We start from the raw sequence: 21,715 nt of genomic DNA, 5'->3' as shown, positions 1-21,715 counted from the left end.
AAAAACACCAGACCACACCACGGGGTGGCGGGCCCGGCAAATTCAACCAATTCAATACAATAAATTGGTATCAACAAACTTGGCACACTATTGAGTTCTCAAACAACAGACACACCCGGCACCACCACAACCAACTCGGTCGAGGATCGCTCCGGAGCAACTTTTCAAACTTACCCGATCTTGGAAGTCTTTGCAAATTCGCATTTCTGCGATTTACATTCATCCAAGAAGGTCCCCACCTTTATTTAGCGCGCAAATTTGCGAACCATTTTCAGGCTGTTTAGAAGGGGGTCGGTCGCTTTCTTTCCGCATCAGCGGCGGCGACTCGAATTACTTTACACGCCGGGAGGACCCTGCACAAATCGGCCCCGCGAGGGGGTCCTGTAGCGTCATATTCCCCGGAATCACGCCGATTCCGGCCGCCACGGCCGCCCCCAAAGGCCAACCGACCGGCGTCGGGCTTTTATGGAGTGGGTCACATGCGCACGTCGCAAGGCGCCGCTCCCGGTGCCATACTCAGAGCGTGACGACGTCATACGCGTTCCGTGCCGAGCTGTGGCACTACCCCGAGCAGGCCGGCTGGCACTTCATCACGTTGCCGCCGGAGCTGGCGGAGGAGCTCAAGGACCAGTCCGCTCCGTTCCGGAAGAGCTTCGGTTCGGTGAAAGTGAGCGCCTGCATCGCCGGGCAGCGGTGGCAGACGTCGCTCTTCCCGGACAAGAGGAGCAACTCCTACCTCCTCCCCGTCAAGAAGGCCATCAGGACCGCGGCCAACCTCCGCGCCGGGGACCAGGTGGACGTGGAAGTCGGCCTGGATTTTGAGGCTGAGTCGGACATCAGTCCTCGGAGCACCACGTAACCACCCGGCCCCGACTAGCGGGGGCTGGGAACTCTGCCGCGGAGCTCTTGGAGATGTTGCTCGAGTGATCCAATGCGCCGAATCCTCCGCCGTCCGACGACTCGGCCAACGACCGCCAGGACGGCGTACACAATCGCACTGATCCAGTAAAACCAGAGACCGTCCGGGTCCACGGAGGAGTCATAGACGTTGAGGGCGATAAGACCGGCCATGAAGATCGGCCCCAGCCTTTGACCAAACACCAGGTCCCGCCGCCTCTTTTCAAGCGCAGGTCCCCAGTCAGCAAAGAGGGTGGCGAGAGGAAGGGCGCCCGTTCGCAGTGCCCACTCCAATGAAGCGGCCTGCTCGTCGCTGAGCCTGGCATCGTCCTTGAGGATGGCCCGCTCGAGCAGCGGCGAAAGGAGGGTGGATACCGTTATCGCAACGGCAAAGAACACTGCGGCCGGCCACAACTCATCCCGGAATGAAGTCCCGGGGTCAAAGGCGACGTGAAGAGAGACCCAAATCTGGGTCGATATGAAGAGCTGGCCCGCAGTGGCCGCCCAGAAGCCCGGCCGGGTCAGCGTCCGGCTCAAAGTCTTCTTCATCAGATCCAGTCCCCCATGGGTCATCGACCATTCCACCGTTCCTGGAGAGGACTCTACGCGGCCTCAACGCCCGGCAACAGGGACCGGAGTGGGGGCAACTGCGGGGCGACTCGACCCACCTGCCCTATGTTGCGCCGCCGTTTGAAGTACCGCTCACTGCGCCGGCGATGCCTCCACGAAAGCCACTTGGGTGGCGTATTGCTGGTAGAGCTTGACGGCCTCATCGATCTCGATGCGGCCGAAGTTCAGCGCGACCTGCAGCCCCTCCAGCTGGGCGCTGGCGGTCTCGGCCGCGCTCACACGGTCCGCCACGGAACGGGACGTGGCAAAATTTGTGGCCAGGGCCGCGGCAATGGACGCTATCACCGCCAGCAGGCACAGCCCGCGCCACACCACCGAGTCGTCGCTCAGGTTGAAGAATGCCGCCACCGCGTCGGTAAATCCCGTGCCGCCGACGGCGGGTCCAGCCGTGAACGCGGCAGCCAGCGCGCTGCCCACGATGCTGATGTTGGCCAGCCGGGTGCGACGTGGCCGTTCCCGGCCGAGGTACGTCTGAAGGTCCCGTTGCTTCTCGCCGATGCGGTTGGACAGCCTTTGCCGCGTATCGGATGTTTCGTCCATGATCTGGTCCCCGTCTCCCTCACCGATCGTCTCCGCACGCCTTGGAGGTCAGACCCGTCTGCCAGCGGTCCGCCGGCTGCCCCGGATTCCGCCTGCCAGAGCCGGAACTCCTCGCCCCGTCGCCGCTCTCCTCCCGAAGCGCGCACACGTTTAGGATGCTCCCGCGCCACTGCAGTGTCTAGACACTTGACCGACGACGTCGGTATCCCCCCGCCTGCCCGGGCCGCTCTGGTGCCCGAGGGTCCCGCGCCGCCGCTATTCGCTCGTCGGCGCCTTGACGTCGGCTTCCGCGTGCAGGGCGGTCTGGGTGGGAGGCTGCCAGGTTGGCATGCCGTCGACAGAGAGGTCGGCCGGTGGGGCAGTCACATGGGCCGTGATCTCCTGGGCTTGGAGTTCGTCCACAAGGATGCGCAGCATCTCGTCCGCCATGCCTGCCGCGAGTTCGCCTTTGGTGTCGGTCCAGATCATCGGGCCCAGCTCGGTCAGATAGACGTCGGAGACGTAGTTTGGCGTGTACTGGGGGTATTCGCCGGTCATTTCCTCGGGGGTCAGTTCATTACCGAACTGATCCACCGCATAAAAGCGCTGTGCCGCGGCATACAGAGCCCTGGCCGCCTTGTCCTCGTCGTCGGACACGACAAGGAACGCGGGGGACGTTTCCCAGCCCTGGCCTAGTCCTTCCTCCCATTTCTCTCCCTGCTGGTCGAAGATGTCAGGTGCCACGGTTATACGCATCGCGCTGTTTCCCTTCAGGTTGCCGTCCTGGGCCGTCGGCTGGCTCGGCTGAGGGGTCGGGGTTGAGGGGGACGCACGCGTGGTGGGCGAAGTGAAGGCCGGAATCAGCTGCATGGATCCGGAGCATCCGGCCAGCGCCATGCCGCAAGCCACTACTACTGCCCCAAAAAGATGTCGTCTTGACATGTATTTCTCCCCCCGGCGTCTACCAGCCGAGGTCAGTGTAAGCCTCACCCACCGCCGCGCAGTAGACCTAGCTTGCGGGGTCGTACTGGAAAGCCCGCACCTCCTGCGCGCAACGGCAAGCGGCCGCGATCTTCGCGGCCCACTCCAAGGCCGCATCGTACGAGGGCAGCTCCAGCACCGAGTAGCCGCCCTCAAGCTGCGTCGTCTGCGGGTACGTGCCCGCGCGCACGGTTCCATCGCCGTCGACCATGACGGGCGGGATACTCTCATCGATGCCGCCGCCGAACACCCATACCCCGGCGTCCTTCGCCTCCTGGACCACCGCGTGCGACGCATCCGAAACGGCCTGCAGCTCTTCCTCAGGGAAGACCATGGCGGCACTGGGAAACGAGATCAGGTACTTGGTCATTCGCGTGGGCTCCTTCTTCGCAGCAGCAGGTTGGATCGCGTTCATCCTCGCCGATGCCCTCGTGCCGCGCAACGGTCAAGGCGGTCCTGGGACTTCATGCAGCACCCGATCCGTACGGGCGCGTGATCGCCTCAAGGAAATGCCCGTCAGGATCCGCGAAGTAGACGCCGCGTCCGCCGTCGTTGTGGTTGATCTGCTGTGGGCGGGACCGTGCCGGGTCCGCCCAGTACGGGATGCCCTCGGCCTGGATCCTTGCGAAGATTCCGTCGAAGTCCTCCTCGCCGACCAGGAAGGCGTAGTGCTGCGGGACGATGGGTGGGGCCGACGTGGCGAAATCGAGGGCCACCCCGTACTCAAGGGGCACGGTCATGAACGACCACATGGCTTGGGGTTCCGGCAGCCCGAGCACGTTGGCCAGGAACTTCGCCGACCGACGCTTATCCGTTGCGTAGACGATGGTGTGGTTGAAAGCGACCGTCATGGCGACCTCCTCCGGTGTGGTTGTCCGAGACCATCTGACATCCGGCACTCGCCAGATTTCAAGAGCGCCACGCACGACGTCGGGCCTGACCCCCGCCTCCCATGCTGGAAGCGGGGGTCAGGCCCGTGTAGTTAGTGGCGTGGGGGCAACTGGGATTCGGTCAGCCCTGGAGGGACCGCAGGGATGCGTACGGTTCGCTGGGCAGGTTGCCGGCCATCCAGGGGCGGGTGGACCGGATGGGAGGGGTGTGGCCCCGGCCGTCTCGGACGACCGCGACGATGGTGGCGACGGCTGCGAAGACCAGGAGTCCGGCGAGCAGGAGAGCGGCAAATTCCATGTGAGAAGCACCTCGGGCGAGTGATGAAGCTGGTTGTTGGGGCGGATGATGGAGCAGGTTGTTGGGCCGGAATCGCGGGCGTTCGGTGCGGGTCAAGTTTTGCGGCTGCGGTTCAGATTTCCGGCCCTTTTTGTGGGGACATGTCCAGTTTCCGCACCCACCGTGTGAGCCACCGTGTGAGCATTTTCCACTTGGTTTCCGGACCGCTTCCCGCTCCCGTCGGCGCCGATCATGCGCCGGTCAGGCGCCGGCTCTCCCCCGCCGCACGCTCGCCGTCCACCCCTCCCGCACGTCCGCTGGCGGCGTAGCATGACTCATATGGCCGAGACTTGGATTCGGCTCCTCGGTCCGCCCCGGATCGAGTCCGCTGGCACCGCACCCCGGCAGCCCCGGGGCCGCAAGGCCTGGGCTGTGCTGGCCTACCTCGCGCTGCAACCGGGCGGCACAGGCCGGGCCCGGACGGCGGCCCTCCTGTTCCCCGACGCCGAGGACCCGCTCGGTGCCCTGCGCTGGAATCTCTCCGAGCTGCGCCGGACGCTCGGCGCGGAATCGGTCGGCGGCGACCCGCTGCGGCTGGTACTGCCGGCTGGCTGGAACTGCGATGTGCTTGCGGCCCTGCAGCCAGCCGGCGGCGCCGATCCGCGGACCTTCGACGGCGAACTCCTGGAGGGCCTCCCCTTCGAAGAGTGCCCGGCCTTCGAGTCCTGGCTGGAGGACCAGCGGCACCGGCTTGAGAACGCTGTCCTGACGCTGCTCTACGAGGCATCTCTCGCCGCGCTGGCGGCAGGAAAAGCGGACGACTCCGTTGACCTCGCCACCCGCGCGCTGCACCTGGACCCCTTCAACGCCGACTGCCACGCCGTGCTGATCAAGGCCCTGCTCGCCCTGGGTGACTACCGGCGGGCGCGGGAGCAGGCCGACAAGTGCCGCGAGCTCTACCGCCGGGAGCTTGGGCTCGGCGTGCCCGCGGAGGTGCGCCGGGCATTGTCCGACGCGCCGCCCGCCGCAGAGCCCGGGCTGCCGGCCAGTTCGGCCGCCGTGCGGTCCTACCTCGACGCCGCCGAGGCCTCGCTCTCGGCAGGCTCCGTGGACCGCGGGCTGGAGCAGTTGCGCCTCGCAGCCGAGATCGCGCAACGGACCGGCGACCATCATCTGCTCGCCGAATCCCTGGTCACCTTGTCCGGGGCGCTGATCCATCAGGCCGGCGGCCGCGGCGCCGAGGTGGCCGATCTCCTGCACCGGGCCCTGAAGTCGGAAGGCTTGGACCCTGAGTCGTTGGCGTTGCGGGGACGGAACCCCGGGCGGCCGGCGTCGCGGGTGGCGGCGGCCGCGTACCGGGAGTTGGGGTACCTGTCCGTGCAGCGGGGCATTCCGGACCGTGCGGCCGGCTGGCTGGAGCAGGCGGCCCGGGCGGCGGACGGGTTCGACGACGAACGCTCCAGGATCCTGGCGATCCAGGGCATGGCGGCCTCGGACACCGCGCACTACGGCGAGGCGCTGGCGGCTTTGGCCGAATCGAGCCGGCTTGCCACTGCCGCGGGCGGCCGCCGACTTCTGGCGTTCAGCCAGGCCCTGGCCGGCCGGGTGCATCTGCTGCGCGGGGATCTGGAGCCGGCTGCTGAATGCCTGGACCGGGCCCAGCAACTGATCGCGGCCGAACACTGGACGGCGTTCGAGCCGTTTGTCGCCGGGCTCCGCGGCGAGACGTTCCTCGCCGCCGGCCGGCTGGAGGACGCGGCTCCCCTGATCGACCGCTCGTGGGTGATGGCCGACGTCGCCGGCGACCACTGCTACCTGACCCTGGCCGCCGGGGCCAAGGCCCGGCTCAGTATGGCGCTCAACGATCAGGCGTCGGCCGAATCGTGGCTGAAGCGTGGGCTCGACACGACCCCCTGGTATCTCTGGTACCGGGCGCGGCTGCTGGACACGGCCGCCGAGGTCGCGATCGACGCCGGCTCCCCCGCGGCCGGGGACTACGCCGACCGGCTGGGCACCATGGCCAGCCGCGGCGCACTGCGCGAACTCGTGGTCCGGGCGCACTCACACCGCGCGGTCCTGGGCGACGCTGCCGCCGCCGAGACCATTCCATGGCTGGCCAAGGACATCGACAACCCGGCGCTCAACACCTACCTGGCGCGCCGCGGCCAGCTCTGATCAGCAGCGGCGCGGGCTGTGGCGCCGGGCGGCAGGGGCGAAAATCACTGCTGACTCGACGGGCGCCTGGTGCTACGGTAGCGAAATGGCAGCAACCTTGGTTCGCCCCAGACGCGGCAAAATCTTCGCAGGCGTGTGCGCTGCCTTGGCCGACCGTTTCGAAGTCCCCCGGGCTTTTGTCCGGCTCGGGTTCATGTTCTTCGGCCTCTTCGGCGTGGGCGAGTTCGTCTACGTCGCGTTGTGGATCCTCATCCCCCGGGACGACTAGCCGCAGACTTGTGGTGCCGAACCCGGCTCGCGGAGCCCGCGCCTGCGTGAGGACCGCGACGGCGCCGCGGGCGGACGACGGCGGGGCGCGCCGCCGTCGTCGTAAAGCTCTTGAAAGCACAGGTGGGTTAAACAAAAGCAGGGCCCGTCCGAAGACGGGCCCTGCTCGAAACCTAACGGTCCCGGGTATCTAAAAGGAAATTAGATAGCCTGGATGTTGGTGGCCTGGGGACCCTTGGGGCCCTGCTCGGTTTCGAAGGAGACCTTCTGGTTCTCTTCGAGGGAGCGGAAGCCGGAGGAGTTGATCGCAGAGTAGTGTGCGAAAACGTCCTGTGAGGAGTCATCGGGGGAAATGAAGCCGAAGCCCTTTTCAGCGTTAAACCATTTGACGGTACCAGTAGCCATTATTTTTGTCCTTCGTGAAGGTGGAGGAACTGTCCCGACTTTCGGGTCCTCCTGTTTGGGGTGCTCAAAACCGCTGCTTCAGAAGAACAAGGTCTTGCAACCTTGCGTACTGCCTGAACTACGAACTGCATAAACACAACAACAGGATCAACTGTACAGGACGTTTGGTGGGTGAATTACCACACCTCCATTTGGAACGGCTAGCGCCCGTTCAGCGCATCCGCACGCGCCCGCGCCTGCGCCGCCGCTTCCGGATCCCCCAGCCGGTCGTAGATCCTGGCCAAAATGGTCCAGGGCTCCGCTGAGGCCGGCGCACGTTCCGCCGAGGCGGCGAGATCGGCCAGGCTGTCCTGGACGTTGCCGAGGCCGAAGTTGGCCACGCCGCGTTGGAGATAGGCAGCGGAGTCGAAGGGGGAACGCTCAATGATGTGGTCGAGTGTGTCCTTGCCTTCCTGGAGGCTCCCGCTGTTGATGTAGCCGATGGCGAGGGCCAGGCCGGCCTCGGATGAGCCCGGCGTATGGTCCAGTGCGATGCGGGCCCATTCGATGGCGTGGTTCGCGGCTATGGGGTCCCCGTCGGCGGCCGGCCCTGTGAAAGCCTGGGCCGCCAACAGTGCGGTATCCGAGTCCCAGGGCCGCAGGCTGTAGGCGCGCTGGAACTGGCTCTCCGCCGTCGTCAGGTCTCCGGCCGCGACGGCGGCAACACCCTCCGCCATCGGCCATTCGGCGATCGCCGCCGGCACTGCGATGCCCAGCCCCACGGCCACGAGCAGCCCCGACGCCACCGCCCCGGCCGGAAAGGTCTTCCGGACTGCGGGAACCACTATGGCGCGTGGCCGGACCTGCGGCACGGCCGCTCGCGACGTCGACACCAGTCCCCCGCAGATGAAGGCCGCCAAGGGAGTGGCGGCTGGCGACGTGAATGCGGTGAGGAGCATCAGCCCGTACGCGACCACGGCAGCGAGGGCGCCGGTCAGGTTGTCGCGGTCAGCCCCCGGTTCCGCGGCACGGATGCCGGCACGGGCGCTGCGCAGAATGAGGAAGGCCAGCAGCGCCGCCGCCAACAGCAGCGGAAGTCCGCCCACTGCGGCGGCCTGCAGCAGCCACGAGTGCGGCGAGTCGGGCGGAAACGTGGCGCCCACCCGAACGGCCCACTCCAAGGTGTGGAAGCCCGTGATGGCATCGACAAAACCATTCGGGCCGACGCCGGTCCAGGGATGCTGGGCGATCAGCTTCAGACTCTCGTCCCACAGGAGCCAGCGGCCGTTGACCGTATCGGCGCTGAAGAGCCGCTCCCGCGCCACGGGAATGGCGACGGCGGCAACGCCGAGCACCACGAGCGCGGCGCCGCCTGCCGCTGCCGCCCGGGTACGGCGGGGTGTCCGGATTGCGGCAGCTACCAGTACAAGCACGACGGCGGCCAGGCCAAGGATCGCGGCGCGGGAGCCGGACAGGACCGTGGTCAGGGCGGCCGCGGCCAGGCCGATGCGGGCTGGCCAGTCCCGGCCGCGCAGTGCCGGCAGGGCCAGCACGGCGGCCGCCAGGACACCGATGATTCCCTGGTCGGTCGCGTTGCCCAGGGTGGCGCCGGGGCGCAGATCCGCGGCTCCGCCCAAGGGCCGTAGGCCTGCTGCCTCACAGGCACTGATGACACTCACGATCACCACGGCCGGGGTGAGCGCGGTGCGGAAAATCGCCCAATTCCGGGTTCTGCCCGGCCCGCCGAGAACTTTGGCGCCCAAGGCAAAGAGGGCGATGTACAGCGCGATGACCAGTGCGCCTTCATACCGTGGCCAGCGTCCCAGGAAGCTGGCCAGCGGGCCGGCGGAGAACGCTGCAGAAATGGCCACCAGGATAGCGGTGGCCCAGAGGGCCCGCCGGATGCCCTGGGGCATCCGGCCTCCGGCCTGGACAAGGGCTCCGACTCCGACGGCGGCCAGCAGCCAGACCACCTTCATCCAGGTGAACCGGAACAGGCCGCCCGGCTGAAAGACAAGGACGGAGCAGGCCACCATCCACACACAGGCTTGGGGCGCGAAGACCCGTGCCCTTTCCAACGTTTGGATTGGGAAGGGCACGGGTCTCCTTGTGGATCTTGCTGTGTGTGGGGGCTGGTGATGCGGTTTGGTGCGGTGGCCTGCTGCGCTTGGCGGTCTTAGACTGCCGTGACGGCCCTCGTGACCGCACTGGTTTTGGCTGCCGTCGTGTAGCCGGTCTTGGATCCGGTCACCGTGACCGTGATCGTCTTGCCGACATCCCCGGACGTCAGGACATACGTCGCGGCCGTCGCCCCGGAAATGTTCACCCCGGACCGCTTCCATTGGTAGCCCAGGGAAACCGGTGCCGGGCCCCACGTGCCCGGAACCGCCGTCAGCTTCTGCCCGGTCACGGTTTTGCCGGTGACCGTCGGGACCGGTGCGGCCGTCAACGCCAGGGGTGCCGTGACAACCTTGGTGGCGGCACTGGTCCTGGCCGCCGTCGTGTAGCCGGTCTTGGACCCGGTCACCGTGACCGTGATCGTCTTCCCGACATCCCCGGACGTCAGGACATACGTCGCGGCCGTCGCCCCGGAGATGTTCACCCCGGACCGCTTCCACTGGTACGCCAGCGTGACCGGTGCCGGGCCCCACGTACCGGGAACCGCCGTCAGCTTCTGCCCGCTCACGGTAGTGCCCGTGACTGTCGGAACCGGCCCGGCCGTCAACGCCATCGGCGGGGTGCCGAAGGACAGCGTGCCCATGTTAGTCGGCTTGCCGACGGTGACCGTAACCGGCTTGGCGCTGGCCTCGGCGGCGACGTTTCCGGAATAGATCTTCGTTCCGTCCGCGCCGGACTGTGCCACGACGAAGTACTTCCCGGTACTGAGGCCCGTGATACTGAACTTTCCGCTGGCGTCGGTCATCCCATTACGGGTGGTGAGACTTCCGTCGCGGGTGTAGGCCTGCATTCGGGCGTTGGGCAGAGGCTTGCCGGCCTTGTCCGTCACGGTGCCGGCGATGGAGCCGCCCGCGACCAGGGTGGCGTTGATGTTCGGTACCGACGTGACGGCGCCGACGGTCACTGTCTGAGCTGCGCCTGCCCCTGCGGATTCGGGTTTGTTGTTGTAGAACTGCGCCTCCGCGAGGGAGGAACCGCTGGCCCGGTTGAATGCCACTTTGTAGGATCCCGCCGCGAGACCGCCGATGCTGTAGGTCCCGTCGGGGTTGGACGAGCCGTCCTTGACGACAGTCCCCGCGGAATTCAGGATGCTGACGGGGGTGCCCCAGGTCCCGCCGCCGGTGATCTTGCCACTGACGGTGGAGCCCTTGACCAAGGCCGGGTTGATGCCGGTCAGGTCCTGCCCGGCCGCCACCGTCAGGGTACGGGCCGTGTCGAACGAGGCCGCCTTGTCGAACCATTGGTCGACTGCGCCCGTGTTCCAACCGGAAATGAAGAACTTGTAGGATCCGGCAGCCAACCCCGTTACCTTGTAGCTGCCATCCGGATTCACATAGCCCTGCGCGACCTGCTTTGTAGAGGAACCGGCGGCGAAGACCTTCACGGTTGTCATCGCGACGGTGACGCCGGGATAAATTGCCTTGGTGAGCTCCACACCGGCAGGAGCAGTGATTTTCCCGCTAATGGTCGCGGCCTTGACCAAACTGGCATTAATGCCGGCCAGGTCCTGCCCGGCACCCACGGTCACCGCAGTGGCGGTGTCGAAGGAGGACGCGTTTTTGTACCACTGCTGGGTGAGTCCGCCTGATACGTCACTAAAGGACACCTTGTACGATCCCGCCGGAAGGCCGATGATCTTGTAACTGCCATCCGACGTCACGGTCGATTGCCCGCCCTGAACGTGCGATGCCGTCGACGTGGCGTTGACGAAGATTCCGGAAGGGCTGGCCCCCGGGGCTGTGACCTTTCCGCTGATCGTGGCACCCTTCACGAGGGTGACGTTAATCCCGGTGAGGTCTTGGCTGGTTGTGACGGTCACCGCAGTCGCAGTGTCAAAGGATGGTGCGTTCTTGTACCACTGGTTCAGGACTCCGGTATTCCAGCCCGAGAATTGGAGCTTATAGGATCCGGCGGTCAGGCCGATGATCTTGTAGCTGCCATCCTCTTCGACGAAGGAATCGCCCTCCTGGCCCTGTCCTGCCGTCGCAGAGGCCGTGACGAAAATTCGGGAAGGGCTGAGGCCCGCGGGGACCGAAACTTTGCCGCTGATGGTGGCGCCCTTGACCAGTGTCGCGTTGATCCCGGTCACGTCCTGGCCGGCGGTGACGGTCACGGCAGTGGCCGTGTCGTAGGAAGCGTCGTTTTTGTACCACTGGTCCTGGAGTCCGGTGTTCCAGCCGGAGAAATTGAGCTTGTACGATCCTGCCGGCAGCCCGTTGATCTTGTAGGTTCCGTCCGGGCCCACTTGGGACTGGCCCTCCTGGCGACGCGAGGCCACGGACGACGCAGACACAGATAGATTGGATGAACTGACACCGGCCGGAATGGCGAGTTTCCCGCTGATCGTGGCGCCCTTGACCAGCGTGGCATTAATGCCGGTAAGGATTTGCCCGGCGGTGACGTTCACGGCGGTGGCAGTTTCATAGGAGGCAGCATTTTTGTACCACTGCTCCTGGGCGCCGGTATTCCCGCCGGAGAAGTTAAGTTTGTAGGACCCCGCCGGGAGGCCGATGATTTTGTAGCTGCCGTCCGCTCCGACGCTGGATTGGCCCACCTGCATTTGGTACGGCGTCGTCTGGGCGTAGACAGATATGCCGGCGAGGTTGACTCCGGCGGGAGCCGTCACCTTTCCCTGAATGGAAGCCGTTGCCATATCGGTTGCGGTGGCCGGGACGGTGCCCAGCATCATTAGTATCGCCAGCACTGCACTGATTAGGGCAGGCAGGCGGAATCTACTCGTCGTTGCGAGCATGTATATCCCCCAAGTTCATGCGTCAGCGAATGCTGCGCAACCAAAGTCTGCTGAGCCAGACTTTGCAAATAGTAACGCGCGATCTGGGAATTGACTATCTGTTGCCCGGACCAGCACTCCGAAGTAAGCACAAATGCAAATTGCCGGAATTTACTGCGTCCGAATTTGCCGTGACAAAAAAGGGCCGTCTCATGGAACCCGTATGACGGACCACGGCGTCGCTGTTCCTGGGTTACCCCTCACTCACGCCCGCCGAAAGCTGGCTCGCAACACCTGCGCGGACCGCCTGTACCGGGCCCGGCCGCGGGCTTATCCTGCAGGAGGACCAGTCCGCGACCATCCGTTACCGGGAGAAGACTCATGGAAATGCCGAAAGCGTCCGAGGCCGACAAGGAACACTTCCGCGCGGTGCTTCCCGACCATCCCGAGGTGGTGGTCAAGCCCATGTTCGGAAACCTCGGGGCGTTCGTGCACGGGAACATGTTCGCCGGCCTGTTCGGCCCCACCATCGGCGTGAAGCTGGCCGACGCAGACAAGGAGCTGCTTGAAGGCACGGAGCGGACCGTCCCCTTCGGGCCGCCGGAGCGGCCCATGGGCGGCTATACCGGATTGCCGGAAGTCTGGAACGCCGAGGGCGACGGCGATGAGGCGCGGGCCAAGGCCTGGGTGGAGAAGGCATTTGAGCACGTGGCCGGCCTGCCGCCGAAGGAGCCGAAGGTTTCCAAGCCCAGGCCCAAGAAGTAGCCGCCCGACGCCGGCCCTTGAGGACCCGTGCATGGCCTTAGAAGACTAGGGCTGGGAAACATTCACGAGTTCTGACCGGCTCCCTGTTTCCAGATCCTCGGTCAGGACCAGCGCACCGACCTGGGGGCAGTGATATTTATACTCCCGTGCATTCTTCTCAAGCGGCGTCCAGTCGTAGACCTTGACGCAGTCGGTGTAGGTGCCGGATTTGGTGGCGACGGTCTCGCCGGTGGCGGCGGTGTCCCGTATGTCTTCCGCATGACCAACGTAGAATTCCTGCCGGTAGGAATCGCCGACGCGCTGCTCGGCCTTCATCCAGATGCCGGCTTTTGCCCCGTCCCGTCCATGTAAAAAGCTGCCGGAGTGGTTCACCAACACTCCATTCAGGTAGTTGTCCACGTCCTCGCCGAAGTACCACACGTCGCCGTTGTTGTGTTGCGCCAGGTAATCCCGGGTTTCCTCGACGAGCTGACCGTTCTTGTATTCCTTATCCAGATACACCACCGTCTCGACGCCCTCTATGGTCATGGTCTCCGGCAGGATTTCGATCTCAACCCTTTCGGTGACTTTTCCCTGCTCGGTGGTCTCGTACGTTAATTTCTTGCCGACAGGGAGGGCGAAGTACTTGTTGGTGATCTTGGCGGTGAAATCGGCAGGGCTGATCTGCGGGTTGTACTCCGCGGCCCTGCTCCTGTTCGTGTTGTTGACGGCAAATAATGTCGCCCCACCAACAACCAGCAACAGGACGATCACACCAAAGAAGATTTTGGTTCGTCGATTCATGACCGTTCCCACTCCTTCTGAGTAGAAATTCCTGCAGGGGGTCAGAGCACCGTTGCTTGCCCGTGGCCACACCCCCGAGCAGGCTGGGCTCGAACGCCAACTGAAGCGCAGCTCAAGTCCTTAGGTGACCTGGGAAACGTTGAGGGCTGTAACCTACCGGACGGCTTTGTCTGCGTTTACCCGCCCATGTGCCCAGTATGTGCCCGTGCCAGAGATCTTGTCGGCGGTTGACTCGACGTTTGCGCGGACTGACGTATTTGTGGCGCCAGCGTGCGAGCTCCAGGCGAGCGCGGCAGTTGCAGCGACGATGGGTGAGGACATCGAGGTCCCGTTGCCGACGTCGTACCCGAAAGAGCGATTGTTCTGCGTCCCGAGGACAAACGTGTGGTTCGGGAACGTTGAGTAGACATTCACTCCGGGTGCTGCGACGTCCACCCAGCTGGCTCCGAAAGTTGAGAACGATGCCTTGGCGTCGGTGTTGTCGGTAGCGGCGACGGCAATGACGTTGGGGTATGCGCCCGGGTAGATCTTGGTCTGGTTACTGCCGTTGCCTGCTGCGGCAACGAGCACCACACCCTTACTCCAGGCGTTGTTAACGGCAGTCTCGAGGGTGCGTGACGCCCGCACTCCGAGGCTCATATTGATAACCTTCGCGCCGTTATTCACGGCCCAATTAATACCGTTCGCAAGGCTCGAGCTCGAGCCGACCCCGCTGTCGTTGAGAACTTTGCCATCCAGGATGGTGCATCCCGGACACACACCGGCGACGCCAACCGTGTTGTTGGCGGTGGCGGCGACAATGCCGGCCACGTGCGTGCCGTGCCCGTAGTTGTCCTCACCGGCTTTCCCATTGCTGAAGTTGGCGCGTGCAGCAACCTTCGGTGTGATGTCGACGTTGTCGCTGGCGACCCCGGAATCGAGAACGGCGACTTTGATGCCGCTCCCTGTCGTGACGCCCCAGGCTTCGACGGCGTCGACATCAGCGTCCGCTGTGCCCCCGGCTACAGACAGCGTGTTGGCGGTGTTGGTAAATGCCTGACCGTTGTTTTGCAGAGCGTACTGGCGGGGGAAATATTCGTCAGCCGAAGCGGCGGTAACGGTTTCGTCCGGCTCGGCGTACTCGACTGCCGGGTTCCGGCTGAGCGCTTCGACGAACTGGAGCTCCCGGCCGGCCGGTACCTTGACGAGTTGAGCGCCAGTGCTGCCGACCCCGGGGCCCTCCCCGAGGCCGTGCTGGCGCAGTACGCCCGCTGCCGAGCCATTGTCGCGGAATTTGACGATGATCTGCCCGGCACTGGGTGACGACTGGGCCGCCGCGCTGTTCGTGGTCGCTGCGTTGCCTGGGGCTGCCAACGTGATTGTGCCGCAGCCTATGACTACCGCCGCGAAACCAGCTATAACGGTTCGTTTCATGCGGAGTATCTTGCTTCAATCTGCGCCAGGTAGATAGGGTCGGTCGGCACATTACGTGCAGGCTTCCCGGGCGACGTGGTCATCGTCTCCGCCGCCGGCAGCAGGGAGGGCCTCTCGATGCGGACCTCCCCGAGAAATAGTCCGCATCTCTGGTTTGGATGCTCCCCGCGGGTCTAGGGTGAGACGGTCGGCACCCGCCGCGAAAACCCTCGAGGAGGGTGCATGACTTCCAGCCAGTCCAGCTCCGAACAATTCGGACAGCATCTGAAAAGCGTCGGCGGCTCAGAGGCCGACGCCGACGGTTCTGCCTACGTCGTGACGGAGGAAGACACCGTGGATAGCGTCGTCTCGAGCCTGCGGATGAAACAGCAGGAGCAGGGCAATCTGGCCAGCGAGCCCTCCATCCTCCATGCCTCGGCCCAAGTCCTCATCAGCAGGCGCGATGAGAAGGATCCGGCCCTTCACGCCGGGACCTCCCAACCGGGGACGTATCAGCTGGACATTCACCTTGGCGGCGGCCACAGCACCCGGGAATCCATCCCCGAAAAGGACCTGGAAGCCGCCCAGATCTGGGCACAGGGACGGATCGACGCCGAAGGTGCGGACTTTGGTGCCATCTACTTTCCCTCCGGCGGCGGCACTGCCCCCGGAACGGGTGCACTGGAGTGCAGCTACGACCGTGCGGTGGGCTGGTACCGGTAGGCTGCGTGCCCCCGGCCTGACGAATAGATGGCATCCCGCGCCCGCTGTCGGCTGCACTGAAGCACAGGCCGTTTCCGGCACCGTGCGTCCGGAGAAGCCGCGGAACAGAAAAGCTCCTCCCCAGCGGCTGAACCTGATGAATGCGGTGTTGCCGAAACCCAACTAACAATTCTTGTCACGTAGTTAACTGGGCATTCACATCGCACTCGCAAGGTGTCCAACCAGCCTCCCCGGGTGAGTCCACTCGGCCGGGGGTTTCGCTGCCCAAAAAGGCTCACGGATCAGAGCGTTCCGTTTTCCTTGGGGCTTTCATTCCGAGGAAGCTTCGCCACGCGGCGTGGACTTGCGCTGCGCAGGTGGCCACCTAAGCGTCGGCGAACGGCAGCCGCTCCCTAACATTTTGGGCGGCCCAGTACACCTGCGGAAAGGGCCGTCGGGTCTCAAAGCTCCGAGTCGGCTTCGTCCCGCTTGCCCTGTTCCGTCGTGACTATCGATCGATACGATGAGTCATGACTAGCCAGGACCCCTTGGAATTCCTCCGTCAGACAAATCAGCGCCGCAGCGAACATCAGCTCGAGCTTGCCGCAGATGTACTGGATACATTCAAAACGATGCATGAGGCTGAACAGGTGCTGTACCAAGCCCGAAGACGCTATATCGAGTCCTTCAAAAGGGCCACCGGTGCGCAATGGAAGGCGCAGGAACTTCGGGACGCAGGATTTCCGACGCCGAAGGTTTCTGTCCTCAAGAGGAGAATGGATTTTCGTGGCCTCATGGCACCCCCAGCCGACGCCAACCCTCAGTAGCGGCGGCAGTACGTTCGACAGGGCCCGTGCGACGGCGGGACCGCTAAACGGGACGGTCCCCGCTGGCTCCCAGCAACAATGCTCCGCTTACAGGCGTTGCAGCCAGCCCCGCTGGCGCCACTCCCCCGGCCCGCCGCCACTCACTGCTAGACGCAATTGGGCTGGTAGGCCGGATCAGCAGGACCGGACACCATGCCCAGCGCGTGGCCCACAATCTGGTGCACCACGGGGTCGCTGGGTGTCTGGTCATGTTCGATCGGATCGGCCGGGCACTTGTCCTGGATGGTGATGTTGGTGACCTGCCGGGCCGGCCCGTTGAGGAACTGGCTGTTGTAAGGAATGACCACTTCGTCGTGCACCGTGGAGATGACGGTATAGGAGGGTCCCGCGACCGTATCGCCGATGGAGTTGAGCTTCTGCATAATAGCCGACCCCGCCTGCTGGTCTGCGCAGGCGGCACAGCCCACGCCGGTGTAGTTGGGGTCCGGGACAGCGCCCGGCTGTGGGACGATCACGCCTTCGGTGCCGTGGTTGGAGGGTGCGATCCCGATGAGCTGGTGGACATTCTTGGCGCCGCCGAGAAAGCCCATGTAGTAGCGGGGCATCATGCCGCCTTGGCTGTGGCCGACGAGATCCACCTTCTTGGCGCCGGTGGCGGAACGCACTTTATCCACGAACGGGGCGATTTGCTGCGCCGAGTCGGCGACCGGCGCGGTGGCGTACACGCCGTTGGTCTCGCCGTAGTTGAGGGCGAAGACGCAGTATCCGGCGCTCTTGAGATACGGCGAGAGGGTGGACCAGTTCTTGTCCATGCTCTCAAAGGTTCCAGGCACCAGGATGACCGGATACGGATGCTCAGCGCTTGGTTTGCAGGACCAGTCATTGGCACCCGGAGGGGAAAGCTCAACAATTCCCGCTTGGGCGGGAGCCACGGCTAGGGAACCGGCCAGGACGGCAGCGGCAGCGGTGGACAGAACTTTGGTGAGCAGTGACATAGAGACCTCTTTGTTCGTGTGTCAGCGGGCCGCGGGCCAGCAGTAACCCCCGCGCTGCGAGTCAGCCAAGGTTGCCCGGATACTCAACGGTAGGCAGACCGGAACCCGATGCGGCCATGAATTTGCACGGATGTGCACGAAAACAGGGTCCGCGTGCAGACCCGGTCCGTCCTGAAATGTCGCTCCGCGCGCCCCAAAAGCTACTGGTCAGTACGTTCTTTCCGCCGGAGATCGGCTTGGGAAAACCGCCAACCTTGCTTGCACAAACGTTCATTCCAGCGGACGCCGGCGTCGCCGGCCGTGGCGGTCGCCAGCTGGGCGCAGTACGAGCACTGCTACTGCAGTGGCCCCATGGATCGGGACACCAGCCGTAGCTCACGAGGAAATGGCGAGCCGCAGAATTGTGAGCCCGACGGTACGATCTCCCTAGCTGCAGCGCTGCGCGGATTCGACCGGGCTGAAGATCGATGGGGGACGACTGAATGCTGGAACTGAAACGCATTTACTGGAGCCGCCAGGCTCTGCGTGAGGCCTATTCGGCGGTGGTTATGTGGTTGGGCGCCTCCGTTGTCCTGGCGCTCATGCCGAAGGCCAACGCGGCGGGCAGCCGCAGCGCAGCCACTGTCGCTGAAATTCTCCGCGGCATGGTCGACGGCGTTCTGGCCGCGGTCACCGTCCCCACGCTTTTCCTGGTGGTTCTGACTGTTGTTGCGGCCGTCGTTCGCGCCAGAGACCTGAAACGCAGGGACCCGGTCCGGCGTTTCAGCCGCCAGCGGCGCCGGGAAGGCCTGGCACGCGCCGGCGGCCAGTGCGAGATGGAGTCAGGACTCCGGCGGCGGTGCCCACGGCCCGCTGAACACGGTGACCATTTCTACCCGTGGTCCAAGGGCGGATCCACCAGCCTACAGAACTTCGTGGCCGCGTGCAGCAGGTGCAACCGTGCGAAAGGCGCTCAGATCCCGTCGCCAGGCCAGCAGGAAAGACTGGATCGACGACGGCGAACGTACGTCACGCTCGAGGATGCGGCTGCCGTCGGCGAACGGCAGCCGCTCCCCTAAGTTGTAGGCGATACGTCGAGCATCTGTATGTGCAGTGGCCCTGCCTGTCGCAGGTCCGGATCCGATGGAATCGGGGACCTCACCGAAAAATCGCGAACCCTTTATGAATACGAAGGGCGCCATCGCGACACGCCGATTGCAGGTCACGACGGCCCGGGATGCCTTTGTAACACTGAACTCCGAGGCTTGACCACACGAAAAGGAGCCACCCCCTTGGAAGCAGCAGCAGTAACCACGTGGATGTTCGTCGACGAATGTCCGATACCCAATGACGTCGCGGAACTACTGGTGCCGGGCGAGCAGCCTGTGGCCGCGTACAAGACGTTCCGGGATAGCGCCATCTTTACCACCAAGCGCATGATCGTCCGCGACGCCCAGGGCCTGACTGGCAAGAAGGTGGAGGTGTACTCGCTGCCGTATTCTCACATCAACATGTGGTCATCAGAGAATGCCGGAAGATTTGATCTCGATGCAGAGCTGGAGCTTTGGACCCGCGCGGGACATATCAAAATTAAGACCGGCAAGAAGGTGGATGTGCGCCGCCTAGACATGCTGATCGCGCATTCGGTCCTCGGCGCCCAGCACTAACGCGAATCTTCTTCATCTAAGAATTCGCCAACCCCGACGCAGCCCAACCCCTGCGACCCGGAAACGGTAAGAGGACACGCAAATTCGTGTCCTCTTGCCGTTTCCGCGTTCAGACCGTACTTCTCTGGGGATTCCGGCTGGAGGTGCAGGGAAGGACCGCCGGTAGTGAGGCGCCACGCCGCCGTCGGGCACCTGTACGTAGCTACGCTGCGGGCATATCCTGCCAACAAAGCCAGCCCTGCACCTTGGCTACGGGAGAAGAACCATGGAGACCCCGACGGCCGCCCGACCTGCGGCTCCGCAAAGCATCAACACCCTAGTCGTCGGGGCCGGGCAGGCTGGCCTGGCCACAAGCTACTGGCTCAGCCGGGCCGGCGTCGAGCATCAGTTGCTGGAACGGCGGGAAACGCTTGGCGGGGTGTGGCAGGACCGGTGGGACGCGTTTTGCCTGAACACGCCGAACTTCTCGCTCGCGCTGCCCGGCATGCCGTATGACGGCCCGGCCCCGGAGGCATTCATGCTGCGCGATGACCTCATCGCCCATTTCCGGCACTATGCGGAGACCGTCGACGCTCCCGTCCGAACAGGTGCGGATGTCACGCGCATCGCGCCCGCGGAGGGCGGCGGCTTCAACGTGGTCACACCCCAGGGCAGCTGGCGGGCCCGGAACGTGGTGCTCGCTACCGGCGGTTACCAGGAGCCGAAAATCCCGGCACTGTCGGCGCAACTTCCTGGCCACATCCTTCAACTTCACACCGACAGCTACCGCAACCCGGGCCAGCTGCCCGGCGGTGCCGTGCTCATCGTGGGCACCGGGCAGTCCGGTGGCCAGATCGCCGAGGAACTGCTCGCCGTCGGCCGCGAAATCCACCTGGCGGTGTCCACGTGCCCGGAGGCACCGCGCCGGTACCGCGGCCAGGACCTCCTCTATTGGATGATGCAGCTTGCACAATTCGGCCCCGACTACGGACTGAACGGCCTCACCGTGGGTCAGTTGCCCTCCCCCGCGGCGAGGTTCGCCTGCAACCCGCTGGTGTCCGGCGCCGACGGCGGCCACGACATCCACCTGCGCGACTTCGGCCGGCGAGGCGTCCGGCTGCATGGCCATTTGGAAGCAGCCGACGACGGCGATCTCGTCTTCAGTGATGACCTTCCGGAACGCCTGGCCCTGGTGGAGGCGGCGTTCTACCAGCGGATGAAGCCGATGTTCGACAGCTATATTGCCGCCACCGGCATGTCGGCACCGGAGCCGGAGCCGCCGCGCAAGGACGACTGGCTTCCTTCGGAGCCGGCGCGGCTGAACCTCGAAGCCGCCAACGTCACGTCGGTCCTCTGGGCCACGGGCTACCGGCTGGACTTCAGCATCCTGGACATCCCGGTGCTGGACGAATGGAACTACCCCAGGCACCACCGCGGCGTCACCGAACACCCGGGCTTGTACGCCGTCGGGTTGCCGTGGCTTACCGGGCACGGCTCGTCCATCGTGGCGGGGGTGGGCCGCGATGCCGAGTACATTGCGCGACACATCGCCGAGCACACCGCCGTCCGGTGAAGGCGACGTTCAAGAGGGTGGCTACCCCGTGCAAGGCCCGTCGAAGTCAACTGGTGCGGCGAGGCGGGCCGAGCTGAACCATTCCCTGGCCCATGCCTGGACCGAGGGCATCGCGAGGTGCTCGGCAACAAGCTCCGGCGGCCCGCCGAACACGGACTTCCCCTCCTTCAGAAGGTCCCCGGTGCCGCTGCCGGCGAGGAGCCCGAAGAGGGCAGGCTGGTCGAGGAAGGGAAGTTTCCCGCCGTCGCCGTTGGTCAGCACGCCCCAGCGCGAGGTGAACAGCGAAAACTCCTCCGGACGTTCCCCGTGGTCCAGCACGAGCGGGCACGCTTCGCCGTCGAGCTGGGTCCGCCGGTAGTTGGGCTTCGTTTCGTCGAGGGCCATCAGCTGGACATCGTCCAGCCACGAAAGCCAGACCGCTGTGCACTGTCCCATCAGCGGATACGGGGCGGCGGCGATGTAGCCGGCCTTGCTCACGTGGGCGGAGTGGCCAACGGCGATGTTGTGCAGCTGCCCCCGGACCAGCGGCAGGACCGCGGTGACAGGCTGGCGGTAGCTGGCGAATTTCCGCCGCATCACGGCGGCGCTTGCATTCGAGCCGATGGAGACCAGCAGGGAACGGGCTTCCAGCGGTGCCGCGCCGGCCTGCGCAAGGGCGTCATCCAATCCGACTGAAGGCTCTAGGGGCCGGAATTCCTTGCCGTCCATGACGCCCGAGGCCACGGGCGGGTCCCATGGATACAGCAGCGGATCGAAATGGCCGGCCCCGCTGGCCCCGCTCAGTCCCATGGACTCAGCCGGGTGAATCCTGGCGAAGCCATCGGCATGTTGATGGAGACTAATCAACGTTGCCCGCTTCCGTGGTCGGGACTTCCATTGTCCCGCACTTTTGGGGGGATGGGCCCTGGAACTACCCCCGGCGCTCCCGCTGCGTCACCGAGGTTGCCGGCCGGTACGCCGTCGGGCTGCCGTGGCTCACCCAGCACGCGTCGTCAACAGTGGCACTGGTCGGGGCAGACGCGGAGGATGTCGCGAGGCACATCACCGTATGGTGACGAAGCTTCGTGCCCGTCGCCGGCACTACTGTGGTGCCCTGGCGCACGAGCTGCGCAACTTTGACCCGT

General features: G+C 64.9%; 22 protein-coding genes. 9 read left to right on the top strand and 13 right to left on the bottom strand.

The annotated features are described in order from the left end of the window. Positions 1 to 523: 523 nt before the first annotated feature. Positions 524 to 859 carry a DUF1905 domain-containing protein gene (locus C566_RS0108915; protein ID WP_018773988.1) on the top strand — a complete coding sequence of 112 codons (336 nt, stop codon included), beginning with the start codon at positions 524 to 526 and terminating at the stop codon, positions 857 to 859. A 14-nt stretch (positions 860 to 873) separates the two neighbouring features. Here C566_RS0108915 and C566_RS0108910 read toward each other — a convergent pair whose 3' ends face one another. From C566_RS0108910 to C566_RS22950, 6 genes are all read right to left on the bottom strand, one after another. Then, entirely contained in the window at positions 874 to 1,446 is a 573-nt protein-coding gene (locus C566_RS0108910; protein WP_155846815.1) for a hypothetical protein, read from the bottom strand. Positions 1,447 to 1,599: 153 nt separating this feature from the next. Continuing rightward, positions 1,600 to 2,067, bottom strand: coding sequence for a hypothetical protein (locus tag C566_RS0108905; protein ID WP_018773986.1), 468 nt, complete (start codon positions 2,065 to 2,067; stop codon positions 1,600 to 1,602). Between the two features lie 255 nt (positions 2,068 to 2,322). Beyond that, a complete protein-coding gene (locus tag C566_RS0108900; protein ID WP_155846814.1) occupies positions 2,323 to 2,988 on the bottom strand; it encodes a hypothetical protein in 666 nt (221 codons plus the stop codon). A gap of 67 nt (positions 2,989 to 3,055) precedes the next feature. After that, the gene (locus C566_RS0108895) at positions 3,056 to 3,397 is read right to left on the bottom strand and encodes a YciI family protein (RefSeq protein WP_018773984.1); all 342 of its coding nucleotides are present in this window, start codon (positions 3,395 to 3,397) and stop codon (positions 3,056 to 3,058) included. A gap of 94 nt (positions 3,398 to 3,491) precedes the next feature. Beyond that, positions 3,492 to 3,878 (bottom strand): VOC family protein, encoded by a 387-nt coding sequence (locus C566_RS0108890; protein WP_018773983.1) that lies wholly within the window; start codon positions 3,876 to 3,878, stop codon positions 3,492 to 3,494. A 160-nt stretch (positions 3,879 to 4,038) separates the two neighbouring features. Beyond that, positions 4,039 to 4,215 (bottom strand): hypothetical protein, encoded by a 177-nt coding sequence (locus C566_RS22950; protein ID WP_018773982.1) that lies wholly within the window; start codon positions 4,213 to 4,215, stop codon positions 4,039 to 4,041. A 318-nt stretch (positions 4,216 to 4,533) separates the two neighbouring features. Between C566_RS22950 and C566_RS0108880 the strand changes: the two genes are divergently transcribed. Continuing rightward, positions 4,534 to 6,369 (top strand): BTAD domain-containing putative transcriptional regulator, encoded by a 1,836-nt coding sequence (locus tag C566_RS0108880; protein WP_018773981.1) that lies wholly within the window; start codon positions 4,534 to 4,536, stop codon positions 6,367 to 6,369. Positions 6,370 to 6,454: 85 nt separating this feature from the next. Then, positions 6,455 to 6,637, top strand: a complete 183-nt coding sequence (locus tag C566_RS0108875; protein ID WP_026266527.1) for a PspC domain-containing protein — start codon at positions 6,455 to 6,457, stop codon at positions 6,635 to 6,637. Positions 6,638 to 6,837: 200 nt separating this feature from the next. On the opposite strand, the gene C566_RS0108870 is transcribed toward C566_RS0108875, so the two are convergent. The 3 genes from C566_RS0108870 to C566_RS0108860 all read right to left on the bottom strand — a co-directional run bounded on the left by C566_RS0108870 (position 6,838) and on the right by C566_RS0108860 (position 11,902). Next, positions 6,838 to 7,041, bottom strand: coding sequence for a cold-shock protein (locus C566_RS0108870; RefSeq protein ID WP_011690916.1), 204 nt, complete (start codon positions 7,039 to 7,041; stop codon positions 6,838 to 6,840). A gap of 200 nt (positions 7,042 to 7,241) precedes the next feature. Further along, the gene (locus tag C566_RS0108865) at positions 7,242 to 9,119 is read right to left on the bottom strand and encodes an O-antigen ligase family protein (RefSeq protein WP_231386297.1); all 1,878 of its coding nucleotides are present in this window, start codon (positions 9,117 to 9,119) and stop codon (positions 7,242 to 7,244) included. Positions 9,120 to 9,196: 77 nt separating this feature from the next. Continuing rightward, positions 9,197 to 11,902: a carboxypeptidase regulatory-like domain-containing protein gene (locus C566_RS0108860; protein WP_196802350.1), complete on the bottom strand. Its 2,706-nt coding sequence runs from the start codon at positions 11,900 to 11,902 to the stop codon at positions 9,197 to 9,199. 408 nt (positions 11,903 to 12,310) lie between these two features. On the opposite strand from C566_RS0108860, the gene C566_RS0108855 reads away from it, so the two are divergent. Next, positions 12,311 to 12,694: a TfoX/Sxy family protein gene (locus C566_RS0108855; RefSeq protein WP_018773977.1), complete on the top strand. Its 384-nt coding sequence runs from the start codon at positions 12,311 to 12,313 to the stop codon at positions 12,692 to 12,694. A gap of 45 nt (positions 12,695 to 12,739) precedes the next feature. Here C566_RS0108855 and C566_RS0108850 read toward each other — a convergent pair whose 3' ends face one another. Next, positions 12,740 to 13,477: a hypothetical protein gene (locus tag C566_RS0108850; protein ID WP_018773976.1), complete on the bottom strand. Its 738-nt coding sequence runs from the start codon at positions 13,475 to 13,477 to the stop codon at positions 12,740 to 12,742. 153 nt (positions 13,478 to 13,630) lie between these two features. Further along, positions 13,631 to 14,830 carry a S8 family serine peptidase gene (locus C566_RS0108845; RefSeq protein WP_018773975.1) on the bottom strand — a complete coding sequence of 400 codons (1,200 nt, stop codon included), beginning with the start codon at positions 14,828 to 14,830 and terminating at the stop codon, positions 13,631 to 13,633. 282 nt (positions 14,831 to 15,112) lie between these two features. Between C566_RS0108845 and C566_RS0108840 the strand changes: the two genes are divergently transcribed. After that, a complete protein-coding gene (locus C566_RS0108840; RefSeq protein ID WP_018773974.1) occupies positions 15,113 to 15,592 on the top strand; it encodes a hypothetical protein in 480 nt (159 codons plus the stop codon). Between the two features lie 509 nt (positions 15,593 to 16,101). Next, entirely contained in the window at positions 16,102 to 16,398 is a 297-nt protein-coding gene (locus C566_RS22695) for a hypothetical protein (RefSeq protein WP_155846813.1), read from the top strand. A 146-nt stretch (positions 16,399 to 16,544) separates the two neighbouring features. Here the strand turns inward: C566_RS22695 and C566_RS0108830 are convergent, their stop codons facing one another. Then, complete coding sequence (locus C566_RS0108830) at positions 16,545 to 17,393, bottom strand: esterase/lipase family protein (RefSeq protein ID WP_018773972.1); 849 nt, start codon at positions 17,391 to 17,393, stop codon at positions 16,545 to 16,547. A 482-nt stretch (positions 17,394 to 17,875) separates the two neighbouring features. On the opposite strand from C566_RS0108830, the gene C566_RS0108825 reads away from it, so the two are divergent. The 3 genes from C566_RS0108825 to C566_RS0108815 all read left to right on the top strand — a co-directional run bounded on the left by C566_RS0108825 (position 17,876) and on the right by C566_RS0108815 (position 20,591). Next, positions 17,876 to 18,451, top strand: a complete 576-nt coding sequence (locus C566_RS0108825) for an HNH endonuclease (RefSeq protein WP_018773971.1) — start codon at positions 17,876 to 17,878, stop codon at positions 18,449 to 18,451. Positions 18,452 to 18,664: 213 nt separating this feature from the next. Then, complete coding sequence (locus C566_RS0108820; RefSeq protein WP_026266525.1) at positions 18,665 to 19,039, top strand: PH domain-containing protein; 375 nt, start codon at positions 18,665 to 18,667, stop codon at positions 19,037 to 19,039. A gap of 265 nt (positions 19,040 to 19,304) precedes the next feature. After that, the gene (locus C566_RS0108815; protein ID WP_018773969.1) at positions 19,305 to 20,591 is read left to right on the top strand and encodes a flavin-containing monooxygenase; all 1,287 of its coding nucleotides are present in this window, start codon (positions 19,305 to 19,307) and stop codon (positions 20,589 to 20,591) included. A gap of 21 nt (positions 20,592 to 20,612) precedes the next feature. Here C566_RS0108815 and C566_RS21185 read toward each other — a convergent pair whose 3' ends face one another. Beyond that, positions 20,613 to 21,380 (bottom strand): hypothetical protein, encoded by a 768-nt coding sequence (locus C566_RS21185; RefSeq protein ID WP_018773968.1) that lies wholly within the window; start codon positions 21,378 to 21,380, stop codon positions 20,613 to 20,615. Positions 21,381 to 21,715: the final 335 nt, after the last annotated feature.

It is taken from the genome of Arthrobacter sp. 131MFCol6.1 (assembly GCF_000374925.1).
In the GTDB taxonomy this organism is placed as follows: Bacteria; Actinomycetota; Actinomycetes; order Actinomycetales; family Micrococcaceae; genus Arthrobacter.
This window is presented reverse-complemented; position numbering and strand designations above follow the sequence as displayed.